Origin of the sequence: Pectinatus frisingensis, from assembly GCF_015732285.1 — a bacterium.
Lineage (GTDB): Bacteria > Bacillota > Negativicutes > Selenomonadales > Selenomonadaceae > Pectinatus > Pectinatus frisingensis.
On record NZ_WIQU01000016.1, the window covers coordinates 71,108 to 95,106 of the forward strand.

The window sequence follows — 23,999 nt, forward strand, 5'->3', positions numbered from 1 at the left end:
ATCATAATTGGCAAACTAAACTTTTTCAATCATAAAGACTTCAAGTCTAATTGATAAACTGAAAATCACTAAATATATTTTCAAACCGTATAGCAGCTGTATCCGCTAAAAAATCATATGAGTACGTAATTTTATAACGATTTATAAAAAAATTCGCAAGGGAGTATTATAATGAATTTTATCAGTGACATAAAACGATATTTGGAGAATTTGGAGTACTCACTTTTTTGTCCTGGCGGTATGAGTATAACCGATAAGATAAAGTTATTTTTTAGAGAACGCCTTGGTAGAAAAGAATTTGCTATAAGGCTTTTTATTTATATCATTATATATATCATACTAAAAAATATAGATATATCACCTTCGTTGGTATTTCCTGTTACAATGATTTTTTTTGCTTATTTTATTTCCATTGTCATACGCCGCTGCAATGATATTGAATTATCTCGTATGAAGACTATTTTGATTATAATATTAAATATCATTCCTGTGGCATCTGTTCTCAGCGTAATTTATCTAATGCTTGCTAAAGGGAAAAATGCGTCTTCTGAAATAATTGTCAAAAACAATTAAATAATAAATCACAAAGCAGGAATCCATCTATGAAATTCAAAGGTTGGGAGAAAATATTTATAAAAACCGATTTTGGAGAAAAAGTTGAGGCCATAGCTCCTGTAATATTATCTGCCAGCAGGGCTACAGATATTCCGGCATTTCATTCTGACTGGTTTATAAACCGCTTAAACAAAGGTTACATCAAATGGATAAATCCGTTTAATAAACGACCTCAATATGTGTCATTCAAAAATACCAGAGTCATAGTGTTTTGGAGTAAAAATCCGAAAAATATGATTAAGTATTTAAATATTATTGATGCCAAAAATATAAATTACTATTTTACATATACAATAAATGATTATGAAAGTGAGAAATTGGAACCTAATATTCCTCCCTTAAAAGAAAGAATAAATACTTTTATTAAATTATCAAATCTAATTGGCAAAGAACAGGTTATATGGCGGTTTGACCCTTTAATATTAACTGATACTATCACCCTTGATAAATTGCTGGAGAAAATAAAAAATATTGGCAATGCCTTATATAAATATACCAACAAACTTGTTATAAGTTTCGCCGATATCAATATTTACAAAAAAGTTCAACATAACTTGCAAAGGGCAAATGTTAAATATAAAGGATTTGATAAAAATGATATGATTTATATTGCTGAAAATTTACAAGAATTAAATAAAAACTGGCATTTATCAATAACCACATGCGCAGAAGACATTAATTTAAATAAATATAGCATTGAAAAAAATAAATGTATTGATGATAATCTAATGGTTAAATGTTTTTCTTCTGATAAAACACTAATGAAATTTCTGGGAAAGGAAAATACAGAAATAAATTTATTTACCAATAACGATTATAATAAAAAAATAGATTTGAAAGATCCCGGGCAAAGGGATTTTTGTGGATGTATAGTAAGTAAAGATATTGGGCAGTATAATACTTGTATGCATTTATGTGCATACTGCTATGCTAACACTTCGCAAAATCTTGTAAGAAGAAATTTTGAAAAACTAAGTAAAACAGGAGAATCCATTTATATATAGTTTATTTTAAAGTAGAACCAGTATTTAATTTATTGGCTATTAACGGTTCTTTTATCATTTTGGTGAATTCCAATAATTTAAACAGCTATTATGAAATCTTAATATTCCAGGAGGCAAATATGAAACATTCAGAACAAAAAAAATGGGCCGGACAAAAAGCAGCGGAGTATATAAAAATTGGCATGATATTGGGACTAGGAACCGGCTCTACAGCCTACTATATGATTAAAAGGGTCGGAGAACTGGTTAAAAATAATTTCATTTAATTGACTTAAAATGTCATGGAATTTTCTCAATCATTATTCTTTAATTTTTAAAATATAAATCTTTCAAGATAATAAATATTCTGCGGACCATATTTATTATCTTGTCCGGAAATTCTAATATACCAGAAAAATAATATTATTTTCGGCTAAATGTAAAATATCAATTGTGATGAAAAACTTTCCGATTTATAAAGCACTTTAGGTAAACGGAATTATACAGGGAGTCAACTATGATGTATGACCGATTGGAAAAGAACATTTCTAATGTAAGAAACCACTTATTGGAGTTTAATCTTATTAGCTTATTTTTATGTGCCATAAGTTTTTATTTTATTGATACCTACATGACTGTGAACTTGTCTCATTTATTGCGCGAAATCGGTAAAGCATTTGGAAGTATCGCTGCTGTTTGTGCTGGTATATGTCTTTCTTACTACATATTCCGAGAAATATACGTACATAATGGGAAATCATTGTCCACCTCAATAAATAATATTGCAAAAAAATTATTGACTATTTTAAGATTATCTCATCCGATACTGGGTATACTAATGTTTTATTTAATAGTTCTGCATGGAAGCACTATGGTGCTGAGTGAAAGTAAATATTGGGCCAGTATTTTTATATTTGGAATAATTACAGCGGCTATAAGTTTTCTGCTTATGATTATTGGTATGAACATTAATAAAAGTAAAGCTCTCAGGCAATATCATAAAATATTATCATTTTTCTTTATTATAGGATATTTGGGTCATATATTTCTACGGTTTTAATTTTACCGTCAATTTAATATATAAAACCTGTTTCATGAAAATTATCTGTCTTAGTATAGATGATACAAAAACGCCGGCAATTTTGTAATTATATTCCTTAGCCCCATTACTTCGTAAATGTTATATAGTAATTATTAATAAATTACAAATTATTATAAAAGGAAGGTAGTAAAATGGACATTGATTTTCATTTTGGAACTATTTATGTATTGTCACGCTGGGCAGGTTTTAATGCGTTGGATGCAAAAGCATTAGCCACAACTTCGCAACTTGTAGATGATAACATACCAGCTTTAAAAGTTAGTATAAAGCATCGCAGTTCAGGGCATGAACCATTAGAAAATCTGTATGACTTAAAGGATAATAACGAAATATGGTTTCCATTTCATTTTTTACCCAACTTGAATGAAAATACTGCCAATAGATTAATTTGCAAGAAAAACAGCAATTTGTCCAATCAACTATCAGATTATTTGAAATCAATAGTTGATTTACAAGCCAATAAAAATTTGTTTAGATTGGGTATCGGCCTGCATGTTTATGCTGATACTTGGGCACACCAGGAATTTTCAGGACATATTTCCAGTGATAATATAATAACCAATCCTGATGTTATTTACCCTAGAGAGGCTCTATGGGAACGAACTGAAGATTCATTCATACACGACCTTCCTCCATTGGGACACGTGACAGCTATTCATTGGCCTGATCGTCCTTATGCATTTTGGAAATGTACTCCCAAATTTCCTGACGGAAGAAAAAACTGGTTAGAATTCATCGAAGCTGCCAGCGCAATATACTCCATATTAACAACAGTAAAAAGTTCGGAAAATACATTGACAGAAGAACAACAAGCTGTATTAACCAACTGTTTTAAGAATTTCACCGATGAAGACTGCAGCCATCGCAATACCGCATGGATAAATTATATTAATCAAGGAAATTTTGGATTTAATGATTCTCTCGAGGAATATGATAAAGATTATATATTGGGAGATTCAGACTTTTGCCCACAATTTTATGAAGCGATTGACGATCATTATTCCTGGGTGAAAAAAAGGCTTGAAACAGCAAATATAACTATACTAAATTAATTTTAAAATATTATCAAACAATATTGTTAATCATATGTGCCACTATAATATGATTAATTTAAACGAATGTTAATATTTTAACAAACTCTATCGCATCTAACACTGATTTTATTATACAAACCTCTAGTACCTACTGTATCTAAACAATAATCGTATACAAAAAACAAAAATATTTTACAGGAGAATTAATTTCAATAGAGAAAAATATCTAGTATATAATTTGTTTTATGTCATTTAAAGGGGGAGTTTGTTATGATAAATCAGGCTATTGGCAGTGTTTTACAAAGTGAGTTTAACAAAATAAAAAAACGAAATGAAATTCTTGAAACTTTGAAAAAACGCGTTGATATTATTTTTAACGGAACTCATGATGGCATGGGATTAATTATTTTTGACAAAACCAGTAATATATTTCGTTATTTATTAGTAAATAAAGCCTTTTGCAATTTTTTAAATATTGGTATTGAATCAATTATTAACAAAACACCATTGGAAATTTTTGGAATATCCGGAGGAAATCAAATAATTGATTCTTATTTTAAATGCCTCAAAGAAAAACATACTATTGAGATTGAAGAAGTGTTATATATAAATAATAAAAAAACATATTTTCAAACTAAGCTTACACCAGTGTATGAAGAAAATGATATGTTTATTATTGTTTCCAAAAAAAATGTCACCAAAGAAAATGAAAATGAATTAAAACTAAAATCTGCATTACAAAAATTAAAGGCAATAACAACAGGAATTCCTGATGTCATCTGCACTGTAAATACGAACTTTATTGTAACATATACAAATAATAGAAGCTTTGCTTATAAAAATAGACCAACAATAGGAAATAGTCTGGAACATTTCTTCATTTATCCATATAATAGGCTTTTAATCGAAAAAATAAAAAAAGTATTCAATAAAAAGTATATAGAAATTTGTGATTTATATTTAAAAAGTAAAAACAGTGAAAAGTATATTTACCGCACCAGAATATCACCAATAATATCTGAAGGTAAAGCATTAGAAGTCATTTTAATTTTTGAGGACATTTCCAAGGAAGTCGTACAAAAAAACATTATGGAAAAATGGTTTGAAATATTTGATGCTGCCGGTTGGGGAATAGTTACCAGTTTACCCAATGGCATTAATTTTGATTTAGTAAACCCTAAATTTGCAGAAATGCATGGTTATACAATCGATGAAATAAAAAAAATACCAATAAAAAATTTCTTTTCTAAATCTGAACGCAGAAAATTATTAAACACTACACCAGAAAGTAGTAAATATGTACATGATGCCTGGGAGTCAACACATATAAGAAAAGACGGCTCTCGTTTTCCGGTACTGATTGATGCCACAGTTATAAAGGATAAGAATGATATATTAAGCTATCAGGCTATAAGTGTGCAGGATATTACTTTTCTTAAAAATGTTGAAAGAAAACTATATCATGAACGTGCATTATTTGAAACAACAATTCAATCCATTGGTGATGGAATTATTTCAACTGACAGGAATGGAAATATTATTTTAATTAACCCTATTGCTGAAAAAATTACTGGCTGGTCTAAATCAGAAGCCATTGGACAAAAAGTAGATCTCGTATTTAAAATTATATCCGAAGACAGTAGGGAATATATAGATAATCCAGCAATTAATTGTATGAAGGAAAATAGAACTATTATTTTAGAAAATGATGCTATACTTATAAAAAAAGATAAAAGTGAATTGCCAATAGAAGACAGTGCCGCACCAATAAAAAATATTGACAACGAAACAATAGGCGCCATTATAGTATTTCGTGATTATAGTGAAAGAAGAGATAAGATCATGAAAATTGAATATCTAAATTTTCATGATCAATTGACAGGTCTATACAATCGTAGATATTTTGACGATGCTTTAGCAAAAATGAATGAAAAGAAAAAAATGCCGGTATCCATTATTATAATTGATGTTAATGGTCTGAAATTAACAAATGATGCATTTGGGCATACCGCGGGTGACAAACTACTTCAAGTCGTTGCAAACACTATAAAAAAAATCTGTCGCATAAATGATGTAATTGCAAGGATTGGTGGAGATGAATTTGTATTATTACTACCGCGGACCAATAATGATGCTGTTATTCATTTAAGCAAACGTATTTATGCCGAGTTTGAACATGTATCTCTTGATAATATTATAATCTCGGTGTCATGTGGCTTTGCCACTAAAACTCAAGAAACTGAAAATATTGGTGATATACTTGTAAAAGCAGAAGAAATGATGTATCACAAAAAAATTACCGAAAGCCAAAGCATGCGCAACGATACTGTCAAATTCATTATTAATACATTAAATGAAACCAATGAACGTGAACGTATTCATTCGGAACGCGTCAGCAAACTGGCCAAAAGGATTGCCCTAATGCTTCACTTAGACAGTGAAAACATCAAAAACATTGAAACAGCCGGCCTGTTGCATGATATAGGCAAAATAGCAATAAATAAGGATATACTCTATAAACCAGATAAACTTACAGCTGATGAATACAAAGAAATTCAGCGTCATTTAGAAATAGGCTACCAAATAATAAGATCAGTGCATGCATATACAAACTTGGCCGATTGCATTTTATCACACCATGAAGCCTGGGACGGATCCGGATATCCCAGAGGACTTAAGGGCGAACAGATTTCTTTAAGTGCCAGGATCATAACGATTGCAGATGCATACGAAGCAATGACATCTGATCGTCCTTACCGTCGTGCTCTCAGCAAAAAAGTTGCCATTGCAGAATTAAAACGTTGCGCGGGAAAACAATTTGATCCAAAATTAATTGACGCATGTGCTAAAACAGATTGGAAGGTATTAACAGAAATATGATAAACAATTCATTACAAAGGATAATATAATATGGCTGATATACTATATCCTAGTATATAGTATATCAGGTAAAACGAACAATAGACAGTCTTAGAAAAAATAATATGTATGGAGTATTTGCAAACAACGCGGCAGAGCTTAAACAACATATAAAGCAATTAATTCCTGAAGGTTCCACAGTTGGAATAGGAGACTCTATGACACTATTCGATACAGGAATAATTAATTTATTGCAAAATGGTTCATATAATTTTCTGGATAAATACAGAAATAGAATTACCAGTGAAGAAAAGAAGAAATTATATAGAGCAAATTTCAGCAGATACATTCTTATCTGGAACAAACGCCATAACAGAAAATGGTGAACTATACAATATTGACGGAAACGGCAGCAGAGTTGCCCCTATGATATATGGACCAGAGCAAGTTATTATTGTTGCAGGAATAAATAAAATAGTCAAAAACCTGGATGAAGCTGAAAAACGAGTAAGAAATTATGCTGCCCCATTAGATGCCAAAAGACTAAATAAAAAGACACCATGTTCCAGTTTAGGCTATTGCACTGATTGTAAAAGCCCGGAACGTATCTGCAATGATTTTGTGGTTATTAAAAAACAATTTATAAAAAACAGGATAAAAGTAATTATTATAAGGAAACATCTAGGATATTGAATATCATTGATCGGACTTTAAGATTTTTTGATTTATAACAGGATTGGAAAAGAACGTGTATTTTGCTATAGAAGTGGACGGATTTCATTATCACAAGCCTGGGACACCACAACGCGATCTAATGAAATATCACATTCTAAGTCTATATGATATTCCTCTTTTACGTTTTGCAACAAACGGAAGCAACAAAATAGGAAAATTTAAGCAGGCACTGGATGAGTATGCAGAGAAAAGTTAGCTAATTATCACCCATGTTCGTAGAAGTTTTATAGGGAAGACAAAAGTTATAAGTTTTGGAGGAATTATCAAATGATTTTTATTAAAGGCATAATCAATTCAATCGTTTATGGTGGTTTTCCTGTGCATCTTTTTGTCCTGTGCATCTCGGTTATTTTAGGAATCATGCTGCTGCAGTTATTTTCCAAATGGGTATTCCGAAAAATTGCTAAAAATGATGAAAATACATATGTATTACTTAATCAGGGTTTTCGTGGAATTCCCAGTCTTTTAGGAGTATTGGCGGGAATTTATGTGGCAAAAAATTTTCTGGATTACAAACAATGTGATTGGGATGGTCTATTTTTTTGAGTCCCAATTTGCCATGATAAAAAGGCCTCCTATGATTAAAATTCTACCATAGAAGACCTTATCACTTCGAGAGAACGTTAGTTTACAGAAATTTTTTATAAGCTCTTTAACCATTTTGGGCATAGTAAACAATATATATCCCCACCGCTTCCAACGTCTGACAACATTTATCAATTTTTATTTTTCAATATTTTAACAATATCATCTTTGCTTAAAGATATTTTGCCATTTAAAGGTTTGTAAACCGTATACATCTGTTTATAATTTTCAACCATAGGTACACGAGAATTAAGTTGACAATCTTTGAGAGATTGAAATTTATGCATTTTTTGTGTTAAAAATCCAGCGACTCCCATATAATCACATTCTGTATTTCCACCAAAACCTTTAAATATAAAGTTCTCATCAAAATTGGTAACTGCATTTTTTACATATTCTTTATCTTTAGTAGGTAAAGATTTATACGACCGTTTTATATCATCGCACATTTCAAGAATATTTTTCGTAAAATCAACTACATTTCTTTCGACTTCAGATTTAGACAAAAGTACACTATATTCTTGCTCTATTGCCCATGTATTTCCTGAAGAAATCGCATTTTCAATAAATTCACAGTCGAAATCACTTTTTATTTTTTGTTTTTTTGCCAGATCGCATAATATTAATAATAAAAGTTTTTCTACAACACTAATTTCCATATGGATATCACCCTCATCAAATTTGTAACAGCCGCTTATATATGATAAAAATAATCCCTGCAATCTGCTAAAAAATTATTTATGCATAAGAAAAACCGTTTGCTTTTCAGCTACGGCTGTCACTAAGTCTCTATGCCATTAGTATATCACAGATTTCAGCGAAAAACAGGACAAAAAACATCTTATCCTAAAAAGATCGCATTTTGCTGTAAATGAGAATTTGGGCAGTTTGGGGGCAATCTATTCATCAACAAATACTTCAAATATTATTAATAAATGTGATGATTTATAATATAAAAACTTCAAGAAGATCCATTGACAGATGGAATAAGAATGCTATACTAAGCGAGTATTAAAGGGGTGATTAAAATAAAAGATTTAGCGATATTGTCTATCATAACTGCTTTTATCGGTGGTATAGTACTTTCTTTGATAGCTGATACGTGGCTTATGTTAGCAGCATCATTGATTTTTATAGGATGCAGCATATTAATAAGTTATTTGGGTGGTGTATTGGCCACTGCGGAAAATAGATCTGGTTGTGAAGATAAAAAAAATATATATCATCAGCATGTATATGCTGATAAATGATACACTTTGAATTAATCAACAGCCTGATCATGTATTTTCGTGTTAGCAGCGCGAAACGGCTGAATTGTTTTATTTTTATAGTGGCATATAGATAATACAATATAATCTGATTTATTGAATTTAAGAGGCTGCCTATTCTGGGCAGCCTCTTTCTTTGGTGCATTTAGTGTGCCCAGCATGGGCGCAGTCTAACGGGTGAAAGTCCAGAGCGCAAGTTAATAGTGCCAAGCGCATGGCTTAAGGCAAGAGTGTCCAGCATGAGATAGAATCTGAAGGAACCCGGCGGCAAATCTTTGGTCTGACGATAAAGTGGTAAACTAAAACTGGACATGGAGGGGTGAATTTAGCACATTTTCTTTTGCGGGAACATGCTATACTTAGAAAAATGGAAATGTTAATGGAGGATAGAATGGAAAAGGTCATTATTAAAAAGTGCAGCTCTTATAATTATCAAGAAGTAGAAAGAGCCGTTTTCTCCAGTATGGAATATTGTCCGGCCTTAAAAGGAAAGGAAAAGAAGACGGGAAAAGCATTGCTTAAGGTAAATTTGTTAAAAAAAAATGTACCGGAAGATGTGGTAACAACACATCCTGCGGTAGTCGAGGCAGCAGTCCGGTATCTGCAGAACCAGGGATGGAAGGTTATCATCGGAGACAGCCCCGGAGGTCCCTTTTATAAAAAACGCCTGTATGAGATTTACAGAGCAAGCGGGATGGTAAAAGTCGCTGAAGCTACAGGCTGTGAACTCAATTATGATGTAAGCTCTGTGGAAGTGAAGAACGAAAAAGCGGCAAAGCTCAAAACAATGGAGATTATCCGCGTAGTGACTAAGGTAGATTTGATCGTTTCCATTGCTAAGTTTAAAACACATTGTATGATGCTGTACACTGGTGGCGTCAAGAATTTATTCGGTGTCATTCCAGGATTGACAAAGGCAAAATATCACTTTAAAATGCATACGATAGAAAATTTTGCAGATCATTTGATTGATATTTGCGAATACGTTCGTCCAGATTTTTCCCTGATTGATGCGATTGAAGGCATGGAAGGGAATGGGCCCTCTTCCGGCACAAAACGGCATGTCGGGTTGTTGCTGGCAGCTGAAAACCCGTATGCGCTTGATACAGTCGGAACCTATATTATGGGTATGGACCCTCTTAGCGTGCCTACGGTCCAAGCTGCCAGAAGACGTGACTTATTCAATGGTAAGTTGCATAGTGTAAAAATCGTTGGGAATGATGTTGAAACTGTTCCGGTCACTCCATTTAAGCAACCGGGTTCCATCAAAAAAAGTCTGATCAGTGGGATCGTTCCGCGTAAGGTGGAAAATTTTTTTATCAAATCTTTACGTCCAAAACCAATTTTCTATCATGAAAAATGTATTTCCTGTGGCGATTGCCTGCGGGGCTGTCCAGCCCGAATCATTGCAATGAAAAATGAAAAGCCCGTTGCTGATTTGGATAATTGTATCAGTTGTTTTTGTTGTCATGAATTGTGTCCTGCTAAAGCCATTGACATAAAAGTTCATTGGCTCTATAAAATATTGTTTGGCCGTAAACGATAAAATTTATAGTTTTCGATTAAATACAGCGTGCTAGTGTCCCGACTTCACGAAGGACACTGGAATATATTAATTTGGATATTATTAAGTTTCAAATGAAAAAAATGGCATGATTTATCATAGTTCAACTCATGGGGTAAGGTTTTCTGTGTATTTCACAAAACGATTCCGGAAACATTGGTTTCGGTATTGATAACGGCAAAGAAAGATATTTTATTAGTACGGCACTTCGGGCAGCCTGACCCGAAGTGCGTTAGGATTGAGGAGCTTATGAAGTCTTTTCATTTCACCTGCACTACCAATATGAGATTAATAGAATCTCCACAATAAGCCTCAGTTACCTACTCACATTAAAAATCTGAGTATAACGCAAGGATAATTTGGATAACAAATTCTAATAGGTAGCTATTATAGAAATACCGGCTTTTACTTTTTGCAGTGATTTAAATTCTAAGGCAGTATACTGGTCAAAATTTGTTATAACCATAATTGTAATTGGATTTAAACCAGCTTGTTTTATTTTTTCAAGATCAAATTCGATTAATTTGTCACCGGTGGTTATATTGTCGTTGGGGTTAACCAATGTTTTAAAACCTGTTCCGTCTAATGTAACGGTATCAATACCGATGTGAATAAGTATTTCCATTCCGGTAGTCAGCTTTATACCAAGTGCATGACCGGTTTTATCGGCAGTCATTATTATGGTGCCATCAGCAGGTGCAGTGATAATTCCTTTTTCAGGGATTATAGCAATACCATCTCCCATGGTTTTTTCTGAGAAAGCTTTATCTGGAACATCATCAATTGATACTACTTTGCCGGTTGCAAAGGCTAATAATGAAGGAGATATGGCATTACTTTCATTGTCAGATATATCATTTTGCAGCAAATTTTCAAACCGTTCGCGAATTTGAGGAACAGATAATCCGACAATAACCTGAACGGCATTTTTATTATGAACTAATCCGTGTGCACCGGCGGCTATGAATGTCTTCGCATTAGCTACTAATGTGCCATCTTTTACATTTACGCGTAGACGTGTAGCACAGTTGGTTACATCAACAATATTTGTTTTTCCACCAAGTCCGTCTAAAAATGCTTCTGCTTTGCTATCATACTCATCATTGGCTTTCTTAGCCTTATAATCGGCTTTGGTATATAGTTTGTCTTCTTCATCATCACCGCGTCCCGGTGTCTTGAAATCAAAGTGCAGTATCAGCCAACGAAATACAACGAAATAGATTGCCGTAAAAGCAAATCCAACTATGAATTGAAGAATATAGGTCATAGGATGATATTTGAACAAGGGAATCCAGTTTTCTACGGCACATTCAATTATCCCGCCGTCAAAAACACCTACTACACCGAAAGCATATGCAGTCATAGCCATTAAACCGGCTAATACGGCATGTACTAAAAATAAGACCGGTGCTACAAACAGAAACGTAAATTCAAGCGGTTCGGTAACACCACAAAGAATTGCAGTGAACGTAGCCGGAATCAATAGGCCGGCAATAATTTTCTTTTTCTTTTTTTTGGCTGTAGCATAAATTGCCAGGGCAATACCTGGACAGCCAAACATTTTTGACATTGAAGTTAAATCAAATCCGCCTTGTGGAAACATTTCCTTTAAGGTATGGGCTGATGTCGAAAATTCAGGCAGATGTTGAATGAAATATTGTTTGGTACCACCGTCAACGACGGCAGGGCCATATATGAAGGGCATATATATAAAATGATGCAGGCCGGTAGGAATAAGAATGCGTTCGAGAAAGGTATACAGCCATACGCCCAGTAACCCGCTGGTTTTCATAAGACCCTGAAGTGAAACAATAGCCAGCTGTACCTTAGGCCAGAATAGGCATAAAATGAATGCGACAGGCAGCATTATGAAAAAACCGGCAACTATTACCAAAACTGAGCCTCGGAAAATTCCAACTATTTCAGGCAGATTTACATCATACAATTTATTATGAAGATAAACACTTACCGCGGCTATAAAAATAGCACCAAGCATACCCATATCGAGAGTTTTAATATTGGCGACCATTGCTAAGCCGGATCCCGGTACAGCATCTTGAGCAAAATCTACATTGAACATTGGCCCCCATAATTCCAAAAAACCCGATATAAAATAATTTACTACAAGATAAATGACTAAAGATTCCATTGCGGCCCGTCCAGAATTTTTTTTTGCCAATCCGATAGGTAGGGCAACTACAAATAAAAGTGGTAATTGTGAAAATACAGTCCAGGCACCTTTTTCGATAATAAACCAAATATCATACCATATGGTTCCTTTATCAGCGATGCTTCCCATTATAGCTGTATTTTTGAATAATATTGATAAGGCAGCCATTATACCAAAAAATGTAAATAATAAAACAGGCGTAAACATTGCTCCACCGAAACGCTGCACTTTTTGCATGACAATATCTTTGTTTATGGGCATTAATAGAGCTCCTTTCTATATAAGGCAATATTGTATACAGACCATTGTTAGATTTTTCAAAAAATAGCAGACGTACTTTTACAAAGCTATATAGTCAGATTAATATACAGCTTTGTTTAAAATAGTTTTGAATCCCGGTAAATATAATAAACAGCCGGAATTCAAAACTGTCAAATTTATTTCAAGATTGGCCAGTAATCTTTATTGGCTGTTATTAAATCATCCAATATTTTTTTAGCTATTGAAACACTTGGAACAGTTTTTGATAGACTCATTGCCTGCCAAAGTTTTTGATAACTGTTGCTTATCCAAGCATCAACAACTAATTTTTCTACGGAAACTTGTTGTTCCATCAAGCCTTTTTGAAATTGAGGAATTTTACCGACGCAAACACGTTCATAGCCATTAGTACCAACAATACAAGGAATTTCTACCATTGCGGTAGGATCGAAATTAGAAATAGCACCGTTATTTTCTACAATTAGCAGCATACGGGCTTTTTTGTTAAATGTTATTGCTTCAGCTAAATCGACAATGTAGCTGGCATGCTCATCACTATGGAAGTCACAGCCGTTGGAAGTATTTTTATCTACAATTTGTTTAGCAGCAGCAAATACGTTTTTTTCACGATACTCCATGACTTCATTGGCACGAGTATGCTCAGGATGCTGATTGTCATGAGCAAATACATAATCCGGAAATAAATAATATTTAAGATAAGTATTTGGCAGTGTATCAGGATCTATAGCATAAACATCTTTGGCTTTGGCATAGGTGTCATTCCAACTGGCTTCCGTTTCGCCATGTTGTTGAGGATTGACTATGTAGCCGTATTTGGCAACATGTTCTTTGATTTTTGGCATTAGATCATTGCCCTGCTTATCACGGATATCTGTCCACCAGCCAAAATGATTCAGACCGTAATAACGAATATCCATGTCTTTACGACCGTTAGGCAAGTTTAGAATTTCGGCCATACGGTCTTCAATGCCAACTGGCATATCACATATATTTATGATTTTGGTATTGGGACGGATACGTCTGGTAGCTTCGGCTACAATAGCAGCTGGGTTAGAATAATTTAGCATCCAGGCATTTGGCGAATATTTTTCCATGAAATCAATTATTTCAATTATGGCACCTATGGAACGCATCCCGTAAGCTATGCCACCGGGACCACAGGTTTCCTGCCCGAATACGCCATATTTCATAGGAATTTTTTCATCCTTTTCACGCATGGCATATTTGCCTACACGAATATGTGCCATTACAAAATCTATATTGGTGAAAGCTTCTTTAGGATCAATCGTATAAGAAAATTGAATTTCAGGAGCACGTTCCTTTAAGAGAATAGCACAGGCTTTGGCAATTTTTTCCTGTCGGCTGGCATCATTATCATAAAATTTTATTTCTCTGATAGGAAATCTGTTCAAGTGTTCTAATAACATCATTACAATGCCGGGGGTAAAAGTACTGCCGCCACCGGCAATTACAATCGATGATTTTTTCATTACAATCCTTCCCTTCTAAAATGGAGCATTTGTATACTTATCAATTGCTGTCAAAGATATACAGCGGATAGTATTTAATTCCGGATGAAAAATTTATCCGGGACGATTCCTTATGTCCATAATAAATATAAAACAGCCCATAATCAATAGACATGGGCTGTTACGGGAACTTTCACGCTATAATGTAATTCATCACGTTCTATGTGATAAATTACATTACAACAATTTTAACAATTGTCTTGAAGCTGTTCTGTCAGATAGCGGCTATAGCTTATATACCATACTTCAACCACCAGAAAAAACATCAGCATTGATTCATAGGCAGTATCCACGGCAGTCGGCATTGCTATAGGGGTAATATAGATATGTTCCGTACTTAGACTGGCCAGTGTATTGCTTTTCAATCTGGTTAAAGATATAAAGGGAATCCCGTTCATATGTAACTGATTACCAAAATCAACCACATGTAATGACTCACCGCTAAGGGATATTATGATAAATAAATCAGTTTGGTCAATGTTTTTGAGTATCCGTTGGAACTCATCAATGCCTTTAATTTCATAAATTAGAATATTGCAGCTGATAAACAAACGTTTCATTTCATTAGCAACATTTTCCTGTACATATCCCGATGAATAAATAAAAACTCTGGTGGCTTTATATATAAGTTTATTAGCCCTGTTAAAATCTTGTTTTGCAACTTCTTCACCAACCTTTTTACATAAATCAACGGCAGCCTCACCTATATCAATCGATGGTGAAATATCATCCTGTCCCAATTCCATTTTGAGTATCATTTTAAGGTCAGAAAAACCATCTAATGATATTTTTTTAGCAAATCTGAGTATAGTTGTCCTTGAAACATTACACTCTCGGGCAATATCATAAATAGATATGTGACAGCACTTTTTTTTATTCTTATAAATATAACGCCATATTATTAAGTCTGTTGGGTTTAGTTTTCTTAGATTATGGCTTACCAACTCATCTAATTTCATACAGCAGCCTCCTATGAGTTTATGATACATATAGGTATATAGGTAAATGTTTAATAATATTGTAGCATACTATTAAATGAGCATAAAACTAAGGCAGTTTCAGCAAAATAGCCAAAACTGCCCGCGAACAATTGAATAAATCACATAAAAAACATTTACTTCGACAGCATTTAATATTTTTGTATCATGTTGATCATCTCAGCAGAATGTACAAAAAATACAGCAATACAAACACTGCATCTTTTCCAATTTAAAAAACAAAGATTACAATTTCAGTATATCAGTTCAGTTATAAGTGAACACTAATTCTTTACTTTCAATTTCAAATTTGATTCATTAAGAAATTTAATTTTTAGGATCTCGACAAGCATGCCACTATATGCAGCTGTTTGTAATTATATTTATATTTATCATATCCGTTACTCATATTAGATTCGTTTTGCAATCACGAAGTGCCTGTTCAAAATATTGGGGAATACCCTGTTTATATTGCCTCAGGGATCCACTCCCAGTATCTTCAGCTGTTCCTTGATCTCCGCTTCCAGTGCGGCAATTTCTTTATTGTCCTGTTCCAGTTGGCGGTTGACTTCGGTCAGGTCGATTTCGGCTTCTTCCTCAAAGGTGTCTACATAGCGAGAAATGTTGAGGTTAAAGTCATTCTCTTTGATTTCATCCAGGGACGCCAGATGGGCATATTTATCAACATCCTGACGATTGAGATAGGTCTGGATAATTTTTTCGATAGCGTCTTCACTGAGGTTATTTTGATTTTTGCCCTTGATGAAGTCCCGGCTGGCATCGATAAAGAGGATATCCTTGGTCGGACGTTTCTTTTTGAGTACCAGAATAATAGTCGGAATACTGGTTCTATAGAAAAGATTGGCCGGCAGGCCAATGATGGTGTCGATGCGATTTTTTTCGATAAGTGTCTGGCGAATCTTCCCTTCGGCGGCACCGCGAAAAAGCACGCCGTGCGGCAGGACGATGGCCATGGTCCCCGTGTCATTCAAATGATACAGGCTGTGCAGTACGAAGGCATAGTCGGCTTTGGAGGCCGGTGCCAGTTTGCCGTAATCACTGAATCGCGGGTCTTTGAGTTTGGAAGCGTGATTATCCCATTTCGCGGAATAGGGTGGATTGGCTACGACGGCATCAAAGCTGCGCGGCCGGTCGACGCCCTTGCTGTCCGGACCATCCGGCCAGTCATTTTCGAGGGTATTGGCATTGCTCAGCGTCATGTTGGTATAGGAAACATTATGCATCATGAGATTCATGCGCGCGAGGTTGTAGGTCGTCGTATTCAATTCCTGCCCATAATATTTAACAGGTGTACCTGCCGGCAGCTCCTGTCCTACGGTTAGCAGCAAAGAACCAGAACCCATCGCCGGGTCATAGAGCTGGAAAAACGCGTCTTTTTTCACTGCCCCCTGCGTAACGATCTTGGCCAGTATCTGGCTGACCTGATGCGGTGTGTAGAATTCGCCGCCCTTCTTGCCGGCGCTGGCAGCGAACTGGCCGATGAGATATTCATAGACTTCCCCGAGAATATCCTTGCCATCCGCACTCTTGTACTCCATCCCATCCACAAGTTTCACGATATTATTCAGCGATTTCGCCCGTTCATTCGTCGAGCTTCCAAGACGAGTATCACCTAGATTAATGTCATTGAAAACGCCTTTAAAATCCTTTTCCGCCACAGCATTGCGCTCGGCATTCGCATTGAAATGATCGAATAAGTCCTGATAGTCGCTAGGAATGACCTTTCCTTCGTTGATTTTGTACAGCAGGGACTTCCATGTATCTGCCGGGGCAATGGCATACCCAAGGCTTGCGGAAATATCTTCCAAATAGTCAGCTAAATCCTCTTTGCCAGCCTGTCGGGCATAGGCATCATTGACCGATTCACCCTCATTCACGTCAATGGCATTGCTATTGACAAGATAGTACTCCTGATGCTCGGACAGATAGCGGTAAAACATAAATGCCAGGATATAGTTCTTATACTCTGAGGCGTCCATCGTTCCCCGCAGTTCGTTGGCCATAGCCCAAAGCTTACCGGTAATCGTCTGTGTTGTATCACTCATGAATCTTATTCTCCTTCTGTAAATCACTTGTCTTATACACAATATACCCCTCGTAAAAATAGCTCATATCGATACCTTTCATATAGACCTCACGATCATGTATCTTATCCGTTAATGCTGCCCGCAACACATGTTTGATCTCGATATCCTTGACCGGACTGCGTTCCATAGCCAGCAGATAATCGGTCTTGTCCACCAGACTCCAATCCACGACCTGCTGGAGCTCCTTTCGAAACAATACATCCAGCCATATCCGCATACTCCGGCCATTGCCCTCACGGAACGGATGCGCGATATTCATTTCTACGTATTTTTCAACAATTTCATCAAAAGTTGACTGTGGCAGCTGCTCAATATTCTGCAGCGCCGCCTCTAAATACATAAGCGACGCGAAGCGAAAATTTCCCTTGGCAAGGTTCACGGTACGCAAGACACCGGCAAAATCGTAGATATCTTCGAACAAAGTGCGGTGAATCTCCACTAATGCCGAAAAAGTTCCCGGCTTTAAATGCTCCAGTTCACCGCTTTCCCACAAATGAATTGCCTTCTGCTTGCTGATTTTCTCTTCGATACGAGCCAATTCAGCCGCATTGGTAATATGAAACTTATTTTCCAAAGTCATAGTTGCTGACTCCTTTCGATTATTAAACAAACATTTGCTGCAATAAAGCTTTTTTCTGGGTTTGCAGATGGGTTAGTTTACGCTGATGAAGAGTGATAAGGTTATCGAGTTGCTCAAAACAACATCCTATTTGCTGTTGTTCTGCAATCCGCGGAATACTGATTTCGGCTTCTTGTAAATCTGCATTATGCAAATGAACAACTGATTTTCCTTGAGCACGCTTGGACATTTCTTTTTTAGCATTGCCATTTGATAGTTGCACAGCAAGAAACACAGAATTCAACGTTTGATAAGGATAAACAATATTAAGGTCTCCCCCCAGCAATATTCCAGACTTCATCACAGCTGATGCAATCGATATGTCTTCAGCCGTTTCGCCAGAAGCAGGTACTATTACTTCTTTACCTGTACTATAAACAGAATTTGACTGCTCCGCTACAAACGTATCGACGTTGATAATCTGTGTCTGATACTTCGTATATAGCCTACCATATAGAATAATTGGTATTCCTTTATCGACCAAATCATCCTTACAATAGCCACTTCCCTTGGAAAACTTTGCAACTTCTCCCAGCTTACGCTGTTCCCAAGCGTCAGTAAATCCCGGGAAACGAAGTTCTGGGAAACACTCGCCTTTTTTCGGAAACATTTTTTGCAACAGGCTTTTCTTTTTTGCTTGCAGATGTGTCAACTTGCGCTGATGAAGGGCAATAAGGTTATCGAGATTGTCAAAAAATACACCGATTTTTTTTTGCTCTACATAAACAGGATAATATCCTTTAAATTTGATTACATCATTTAATAACAAATTTGTTTGTTTTACTCCATCATCGAATTGCAAAAAATATCTATTTCTATTCATTAAAAGATACAAAAAATATGGATAGATATTATCATTTGGAGTAATTCCCGCAATTCTTTGATTAAGTGTGTATTTATTAGTTTCGTCAACTAAAAATGCACGCGCAATAGCTTGCCCATTTGGAACATCACTAAGGACAAAAGCAATTTCATTTTTTTGTAATGGTTCAATTTGTTGATTAGAATATTTTCTAACATTGCCATTAGTTGATATAAATTTTGAATTAATAACAACATATTTTCCACTTACAGATATATCTTTTTCATGTGCTTTACCATTTCTATATTGTGCAATCTCCTCTAGCTTCCGCTCCTGCCATTCTCCCGTAAATCCAGGAAATCTTAGCTTTGGTACTTTTGCTTTCTTTTCCATGCCCTCTATCTCCATTTCCATCTATTTGTCAGCATTCGGCCAGTTCATCGGCCAACTTATAGATGGCTTCTCTGAGGCTGTTGCGATATTTTATCTTCGACAACTGTTGCACCTTGACATCATGTGCGAGATTCCTATAGTCGACACTGGCCTGGGCGATGATATTGCGAAGCTGGTTCGTATCATCGAGATCCTGCACACCATAGTGATGGCTGCTGAACCATTCACGCATCTGGGCACTGGTGATGATGTCGACAATGCCCCATTGGATGCGGAAATCCAGGAACTGGCGATCCAAACTGACAACATTCGCGGCCTGAATCACCGAATCACTGTCCTTCAACTGAGCCGGATAGCTGAATTTCTGCCCTTGCGGTGGATAATGCCCATGCAGGATAGCCGAGGCCGCATTGCGAATCTTGCCCGCATAGCTTTGGTCTTCCAGACCATTCGCAAACTGACGGATCTTGACATGCGTTTCTTTGGCTTTCTGCTGTCTGCCTTCATGTACTTCATTGAGCAGATTTTCCAGCAGCTCGGTCAGATAATCATAATCGATTTTTACATCCTTGACATGGGTCATTTTGAGTTCAATCTGATAGACGGAAACCTTCTTTTCCTTGGCAATCTGCTGCTTAAGCTCATTCGTGAGCACAGTAGTGAGCATCGTTTCCTGGTCACTCGTCATACCGAGCTTTTCAATGAGCTCATCCGGGCGGTCATAGTCAAAGCCCGCAATCTCTCCTGATACCTCTTCTGGCTTGTACTGCTTGAGTTTAGCCATGCCGGCATTATAAGCACGCAGCAATTCCAGCATATGCTCCCGCTGCTTCTCCGAGGGCGGCAGCTGTTGAAACGCACTCGTAAGCACCGCCAGCTTGTCCACGGTCTCTTTGACTTCCCCAAACACATCTGGAAAGGACTTAGCAACAATGCCGTCCTTCAGATTCTGCGCCTGCTGCTCTTCCTCGGAAAGAATGGCCGAATCCTTGTTGGCATAGATAGCCAGCGCCTGATTCATGAGCTTTTCATTCTGTGCCGGCCAGCGATAGTTCACAATACGTCCCCATGGCTTTTCCTGCATATCCGCAATGCGGTTCGTCCGTGAGTAGGCTTGTATCAGCCCGGCTTTTTGCAGGGTGCGGTCTATATACAGCGTATTCAGCTCCGGCGCATCAAAACCGGTTAACAGCTGATCGACGACAATGACCATATCCAGAAATTTCTTATCCGTAGCCGTTTTATTCAGGCGGCTGGTAACATCTTGTGTATAACCAGCCGCATCATCAAGGCCAAAGCTTGTACCGAATTCTTTATTATAGGCTGTCATCGCTTCATGCAGGCCTTCATTCGTTGCCAGCATGCTGTCATTATTGGCGCTATTCACACTGAAGGTCACGGCGACTTTCAATGTCTGCCCGCCTTTTTGCCGGTGGGCTTCATTGACACGCTGGAATTCCCGGAAATACATCATGGCCATCGGCGTGCTCGCCTTACCGCCGCCCACATGAGTTGTGAGCAGCGCATTATATCGTCCCTCATTGGAACGATTTCGCCAATTCTTGAAGATATCCTTCACTACCAATTCCACATGCTGCGCGTTCTCATCATAGAAGCTCGGCTCCACCGCATCATCCATATCCTCCGGGCTCAAGTGCTGTACCTTTTCCTGTATCTGCTTTTCCGTCCATTTCGGATACCGCTCCCGATAAAAGGCCGGCAGGTATTCCGTCCGCATCTGTTCTTCGTCGATAGTCGTTTCAAAATCTACCTTGAATCCCAATACATTGTGGTCAGCAATCGCCTCCCGTATGGTATAGGCATGCAACAGCGGACCAAAGATATCTTCAGTCCGCGGCCCCGCCGTTGTTTCATCAAACATCGGCGTTCCGGTATAGCCAATCCAAGCCGCGTGGCGAAAAGCCTTCTGGATCGCGGCAAAGCTGTCACCGCCCGTGGAACGATGCGCTTCATCTACGATGAATACCAAATGCTTGTCCGGTGCTTTGAAAGATTTCCGCTTGATGAGCGTATCAATCTTCTGCACCGAAGTCACGATGATATTATTATCCTTGCTTTTCAGTTTCCGGCTCAAATCCGCCGTATTCTTCGTATCCTGCACACTGCCAGTTTTCTTCTGTGTCGTTATTTCTTCCTTGGCATCCGGGTCATAGGCACAATATTTTTCGTTGGTCTGCATTGTGAGCGCAATCCGGTCGACAACGAAGATTACCTTATCTACTTTTGGCATACGGCTCGCCAGCCAGGCCGTCTTAAAGCTGGTGATGGTCTTGCCGGAGCCGGTTGTATGCCATATATAACCGACCTTACTTATTCCCAAGTCAAAGTCCACCTTTTTGAGCTGTTCCAGCACATTCTGCGTCGCATAAACCTGATAGGGTCGCATGACCTTCAACATCTGGTGGTTCTTCGTTCCATCAAGGATCATGTAGTTCGTCGCCATCTGATGGGCCATGGGAATACTCAGCATGGAATCCGCAAATTCTCTCCAATTCCGTACGATTGTATTGTCCTTTTTGCGCTGCCAATGGAACGCAAAATCTTTATTGAAGGTCTCCGGAGTGGTATTTGCCATATATTTTACATTATTCGGCGTAATCGCTACCAAAATCTGCAGCGTAGAATAAATATCCCGATACTGACCTTCACCGGCATACTGCTGCATCTGGTTGAGCGCTTCATCAATATCATGGGTATCCCGCTTTTCCTCGATCTGCAGGATAGGCAGCCCATTGATCAAAAGCGTCGTATCAAAGCGGCGATTTTGCTTGCCAATGATTTTAGCCGGACGCTCAATCTGGTTTACAATCTGATATATCGTATCGCCGGCACCAATCTGCCGCTGGTCAAACACCGTCAGATAGACATGACGACCATCATCCAGATCAATTTCCAGCTGTGATACGCCATTCAGACCATACAGGAATTGTCCTGCTTCATAGGGCGTCGGGATATCCGAAATCTGCCGCTTTACCTGGTTGAACTCCACTACGCTCAATGGATGCTCCAGCGTTCCCTGATTGTGATATTCGAGGATTTCCTTAAAATTCTGCCAAAGCTGTTCTGTCGTCCTTATGCCTGGCTTATACTGCCAAAGCTTTGTCTTGATGCAATATTCACTCGCAGTTTCTCTAGTCTCCAAGCCCCTTTCCACTCTTTTTTTCACAGATATTGTCCCTGATGTCAGATACTGAATCAGCTCTGTTTCAAATCGTGTTTCGTTCATCGCCTGCCCGCCTCCGCTAAGTTTGCCAGACATACTATTTTTTCTAATTCTACCACTCGATTTTTCAATGCCGTCAAATGCAGCTGTTTCAAATAAAGCTCCCCAATTTGCTGCTGTCTGTCCAATGGAGGCAGTTCCTCTATTCGGATTTCTTTTAATTGCTGCAGGGTATATTTCAATACCTGCGAACCTTGCAGGCCAATAAAAAACTGCTTGCGTATGGATTTATCCTCATTGAGCAAATAGACTAAAAAACCCGCATCAATAGTTGATGTTGGTAACAGCTTGATATAATTCTGCGTATAAAGATATCCATCATGAGCCCGCCGAACAATAGTCGCTTGACCTGTAATCAGGCTGAAAACAACATTCCCATAAGAAAGGGTATGAACCTCATCCTTGGTCCGCACTTCTTTGCTATCTACCTGAATCGAGCGCATACTCATTAAATCATCCATCAAATCACTTTGCCCATAATAAACATAACGCGGCGCATTCGTAGCCAGCGACTCCTGGATACGAAATTGCGGTGACCCGCTAATAAATGTGACTAATTCACGCAGTGTTCTCATAAATATTGTGCCTTTCTAAAATCACTATAATCTTTATCATAATTTTATTATAACACATTGCAAATTTTTTCAATCATATTTTTGTGATTTTTAAAAATTACTTTCAAAACGTCGATTTCAATTCTCATTTTTTATATATCGCGGGGCACTGCCGTTTTTCTACAAAGGGCATATTTTCATTTATTCTCTCCGGCCTTGCTAGAGATGTCCCTCCACTACGTAGAGAAAAAGTGCCGCTAACCTTTTATGGTAATTACAAGGACTAGCGGCATTACCTATATATTTACGATTGCTAGCTACAATTATATTTCCTCAGAATATTGTAATTCGGGCTTCGTCTTAATTTATGGGTTCATTATAGATGTCTGTGTAATTTATTTGTTTTTCTAGCTTATTTTTTGTCTTCTAATTTCAGAAGGGCATAAAACATAGTAACTGCATTATTTTATAAAATTGTCGTACATACGACTTACATGGTGAAAACTTTATGTTATTGTATATAGCAATAAAGTTTTATTATTCGTGTTTGCCAAGCAGTAATCTGCAAGTGATAAC

General features: G+C 37.0%; 17 protein-coding genes and 1 pseudogene. 9 read left to right on the forward strand and 9 right to left on the reverse strand.

Going from position 1 to position 23,999, the window contains the following annotated elements; translation table 11 throughout:
* Positions 1 to 171 precede the first annotated feature (171 nt).
* The 7 genes and pseudogenes from I6751_RS02300 to I6751_RS02330 all read left to right on the forward strand — a co-directional run bounded on the left by I6751_RS02300 (position 172) and on the right by I6751_RS02330 (position 7,874).
* Positions 172 to 573, forward strand: a complete 402-nt coding sequence (locus I6751_RS02300; protein WP_196590475.1) for a DUF805 domain-containing protein — start codon at positions 172 to 174, stop codon at positions 571 to 573.
* Between the two features lie 29 nt (positions 574 to 602).
* Entirely contained in the window at positions 603 to 1,619 is a 1,017-nt protein-coding gene (locus tag I6751_RS02305; protein WP_196590474.1) for a DUF1848 domain-containing protein, read from the forward strand.
* A 119-nt stretch (positions 1,620 to 1,738) separates the two neighbouring features.
* Positions 1,739 to 1,885 carry a sugar phosphate isomerase family gene (locus I6751_RS02310; protein ID WP_196590473.1) on the forward strand — a complete coding sequence of 49 codons (147 nt, stop codon included), beginning with the start codon at positions 1,739 to 1,741 and terminating at the stop codon, positions 1,883 to 1,885.
* A 946-nt stretch (positions 1,886 to 2,831) separates the two neighbouring features.
* A complete protein-coding gene (locus tag I6751_RS02315; RefSeq protein WP_196590472.1) occupies positions 2,832 to 3,752 on the forward strand; it encodes a DUF6765 family protein in 921 nt (306 codons plus the stop codon).
* A 252-nt stretch (positions 3,753 to 4,004) separates the two neighbouring features.
* Complete coding sequence (locus I6751_RS02320) at positions 4,005 to 6,614, forward strand: HD domain-containing phosphohydrolase (RefSeq protein WP_196598977.1); 2,610 nt, start codon at positions 4,005 to 4,007, stop codon at positions 6,612 to 6,614.
* Positions 6,615 to 6,718: 104 nt separating this feature from the next.
* Positions 6,719 to 7,286 (forward strand): annotated as a pseudogene (locus I6751_RS02325) (lactate utilization protein).
* A gap of 309 nt (positions 7,287 to 7,595) precedes the next feature.
* On the forward strand, positions 7,596 to 7,874 hold the full coding sequence (locus I6751_RS02330; protein ID WP_196590469.1) for a hypothetical protein: 279 nt from the start codon (positions 7,596 to 7,598) through the stop codon (positions 7,872 to 7,874).
* Positions 7,875 to 8,044: 170 nt separating this feature from the next.
* Here the strand turns inward: I6751_RS02330 and I6751_RS02335 are convergent, their stop codons facing one another.
* The gene (locus tag I6751_RS02335; RefSeq protein WP_196590468.1) at positions 8,045 to 8,572 is read right to left on the reverse strand and encodes a YfbU family protein; all 528 of its coding nucleotides are present in this window, start codon (positions 8,570 to 8,572) and stop codon (positions 8,045 to 8,047) included.
* A 360-nt stretch (positions 8,573 to 8,932) separates the two neighbouring features.
* Here I6751_RS02335 and I6751_RS02340 point away from each other — a divergent pair, with 360 nt between their 5' ends.
* Both I6751_RS02340 and I6751_RS02345 read left to right on the forward strand, forming a co-directional pair.
* The gene (locus I6751_RS02340; protein WP_196590467.1) at positions 8,933 to 9,163 is read left to right on the forward strand and encodes a hypothetical protein; all 231 of its coding nucleotides are present in this window, start codon (positions 8,933 to 8,935) and stop codon (positions 9,161 to 9,163) included.
* 409 nt (positions 9,164 to 9,572) lie between these two features.
* Positions 9,573 to 10,727: a DUF362 domain-containing protein gene (locus I6751_RS02345; RefSeq protein WP_196590466.1), complete on the forward strand. Its 1,155-nt coding sequence runs from the start codon at positions 9,573 to 9,575 to the stop codon at positions 10,725 to 10,727.
* A gap of 391 nt (positions 10,728 to 11,118) precedes the next feature.
* Here I6751_RS02345 and I6751_RS02350 read toward each other — a convergent pair whose 3' ends face one another.
* The 8 genes from I6751_RS02350 to I6751_RS02385 form a co-directional block, all read right to left on the reverse strand.
* Positions 11,119 to 13,176 (reverse strand): alpha-glucoside-specific PTS transporter subunit IIBC, encoded by a 2,058-nt coding sequence (locus I6751_RS02350; RefSeq protein WP_196590465.1) that lies wholly within the window; start codon positions 13,174 to 13,176, stop codon positions 11,119 to 11,121.
* Between the two features lie 176 nt (positions 13,177 to 13,352).
* Entirely contained in the window at positions 13,353 to 14,687 is a 1,335-nt protein-coding gene (locus I6751_RS02355) for a 6-phospho-alpha-glucosidase (protein WP_196590464.1), read from the reverse strand.
* A 227-nt stretch (positions 14,688 to 14,914) separates the two neighbouring features.
* Positions 14,915 to 15,685 (reverse strand): MurR/RpiR family transcriptional regulator, encoded by a 771-nt coding sequence (locus I6751_RS02360; protein WP_196598978.1) that lies wholly within the window; start codon positions 15,683 to 15,685, stop codon positions 14,915 to 14,917.
* Between the two features lie 494 nt (positions 15,686 to 16,179).
* Positions 16,180 to 17,769, reverse strand: a complete 1,590-nt coding sequence (locus I6751_RS02365) for a type I restriction-modification system subunit M (protein ID WP_196590462.1) — start codon at positions 17,767 to 17,769, stop codon at positions 16,180 to 16,182.
* Complete coding sequence (gene fic, locus I6751_RS02370) at positions 17,762 to 18,391, reverse strand: protein adenylyltransferase Fic (RefSeq protein ID WP_196590518.1); 630 nt, start codon at positions 18,389 to 18,391, stop codon at positions 17,762 to 17,764. Before fic ends, I6751_RS02365 begins: the two co-directional genes overlap by 8 nt.
* Before the next feature lie 22 nt (positions 18,392 to 18,413).
* Positions 18,414 to 19,625 (reverse strand): restriction endonuclease subunit S, encoded by a 1,212-nt coding sequence (locus I6751_RS02375; protein WP_196590461.1) that lies wholly within the window; start codon positions 19,623 to 19,625, stop codon positions 18,414 to 18,416.
* 28 nt (positions 19,626 to 19,653) lie between these two features.
* A complete protein-coding gene (locus tag I6751_RS02380) occupies positions 19,654 to 22,872 on the reverse strand; it encodes a type I restriction endonuclease subunit R, EcoR124 family (protein WP_196590460.1) in 3,219 nt (1,072 codons plus the stop codon).
* Complete coding sequence (locus tag I6751_RS02385) at positions 22,869 to 23,444, reverse strand: restriction endonuclease subunit S (protein ID WP_196590459.1); 576 nt, start codon at positions 23,442 to 23,444, stop codon at positions 22,869 to 22,871. The genes I6751_RS02380 and I6751_RS02385 overlap by 4 nt, the downstream gene beginning before the upstream one ends.
* Between the last annotated feature and the right edge of the window lie 555 nt (positions 23,445 to 23,999).

What these genes read in the sequence shown, in the direction of transcription:
- I6751_RS02385 (WP_196590459.1), bottom strand. Translation starts at nt 23,444, where the DNA reads ATGAGAACACTGCGTGAATTAGTCACATTTATTAGCGGGTCACCGCAA.
- I6751_RS02355 (WP_196590464.1), bottom strand. Translation starts at nt 14,687, where the DNA reads ATGAAAAAATCATCGATTGTAATTGCCGGTGGCGGCAGTACTTTTACC.
- I6751_RS02375 (WP_196590461.1), bottom strand. Translation starts at nt 19,625, where the DNA reads ATGGAAAAGAAAGCAAAAGTACCAAAGCTAAGATTTCCTGGATTTACG.
- fic (WP_196590518.1), bottom strand. Translation starts at nt 18,391, where the DNA reads ATGACTTTGGAAAATAAGTTTCATATTACCAATGCGGCTGAATTGGCT.
- I6751_RS02365 (WP_196590462.1), bottom strand. Translation starts at nt 17,769, where the DNA reads ATGAGTGATACAACACAGACGATTACCGGTAAGCTTTGGGCTATGGCC.
- I6751_RS02310 (WP_196590473.1), top strand. Translation starts at nt 1,739, where the DNA reads ATGAAACATTCAGAACAAAAAAAATGGGCCGGACAAAAAGCAGCGGAG.
- I6751_RS02315 (WP_196590472.1), top strand. Translation starts at nt 2,832, where the DNA reads ATGGACATTGATTTTCATTTTGGAACTATTTATGTATTGTCACGCTGG.
- I6751_RS02300 (WP_196590475.1), top strand. Translation starts at nt 172, where the DNA reads ATGAATTTTATCAGTGACATAAAACGATATTTGGAGAATTTGGAGTAC.
- I6751_RS02320 (WP_196598977.1), top strand. Translation starts at nt 4,005, where the DNA reads ATGATAAATCAGGCTATTGGCAGTGTTTTACAAAGTGAGTTTAACAAA.
- I6751_RS02305 (WP_196590474.1), top strand. Translation starts at nt 603, where the DNA reads ATGAAATTCAAAGGTTGGGAGAAAATATTTATAAAAACCGATTTTGGA.
- I6751_RS02345 (WP_196590466.1), top strand. Translation starts at nt 9,573, where the DNA reads ATGGAAAAGGTCATTATTAAAAAGTGCAGCTCTTATAATTATCAAGAA.
- I6751_RS02335 (WP_196590468.1), bottom strand. Translation starts at nt 8,572, where the DNA reads ATGGAAATTAGTGTTGTAGAAAAACTTTTATTATTAATATTATGCGAT.
- I6751_RS02330 (WP_196590469.1), top strand. Translation starts at nt 7,596, where the DNA reads ATGATTTTTATTAAAGGCATAATCAATTCAATCGTTTATGGTGGTTTT.
- I6751_RS02350 (WP_196590465.1), bottom strand. Translation starts at nt 13,176, where the DNA reads ATGCCCATAAACAAAGATATTGTCATGCAAAAAGTGCAGCGTTTCGGT.
- I6751_RS02360 (WP_196598978.1), bottom strand. Translation starts at nt 15,685, where the DNA reads ATGAAATTAGATGAGTTGGTAAGCCATAATCTAAGAAAACTAAACCCA.
- I6751_RS02380 (WP_196590460.1), bottom strand. Translation starts at nt 22,872, where the DNA reads ATGAACGAAACACGATTTGAAACAGAGCTGATTCAGTATCTGACATCA.